The organism is Geobacillus sp. WSUCF1 (assembly GCF_000422025.1).
Classification (GTDB): domain Bacteria; phylum Bacillota; class Bacilli; order Bacillales; family Anoxybacillaceae; genus Geobacillus; species Geobacillus zalihae.
Window position 1 is genome coordinate 1 of record NZ_ATCO01000263.1, and the last position, 418, is coordinate 418.

Sequence of the window (418 nt, forward strand, 5' to 3'; positions counted from 1 at the left end):
ACCGCTGAACTACTTCCGCATCCGTGGCTGGGGTAGCTGGATTCGAACCAACGCATCACGGAGTCAAAGTCCGTTGCCTTACCGCTTGGCTATACCCCAACGTTGTAAGTGAAGGGCGACTAGTGGGAATCGAACCCACGCATGCCAGAGCCACAATCTGGTGCGTTAACCACTTCGCCATAGTCGCCATGATCATGATAGGAATGGCAGGGGCAGTAGGAATCGAACCCACACCGGAGGTTTTGGAGACCTCTGTTCTACCATTAAACTATGCCCCTTTGTTAAAATGGTGGAGGGGGACGGATTCGAACCGCCGAACCCAAAGGGAGCGGATTTACAGTCCGCCGCGTTTAGCCACTTCGCTACCCCTCCAAGGAATGGTGCCGACTGCAGGACTTGAACCCGCAACCTACTGATT

The 418-nt window shown here is 54.3% G+C and carries 4 tRNA genes; all 4 read right to left on the reverse strand.

Features of this window, described 5'->3' with window-relative positions:
• Positions 1 to 24: 24 nt before the first annotated feature.
• Positions 25 to 99, reverse strand: a tRNA-Gln gene (locus I656_RS0117115).
• A gap of 15 nt (positions 100 to 114) precedes the next feature.
• Positions 115 to 187: transfer RNA gene (locus I656_RS0117120), tRNA-His, on the reverse strand.
• Positions 188 to 204: 17 nt separating this feature from the next.
• Positions 205 to 278, reverse strand: a tRNA-Trp gene (locus I656_RS0117125).
• Positions 279 to 287: 9 nt separating this feature from the next.
• Positions 288 to 372, reverse strand: a tRNA-Tyr gene (locus I656_RS0117130).
• Between the last annotated feature and the right edge of the window lie 46 nt (positions 373 to 418).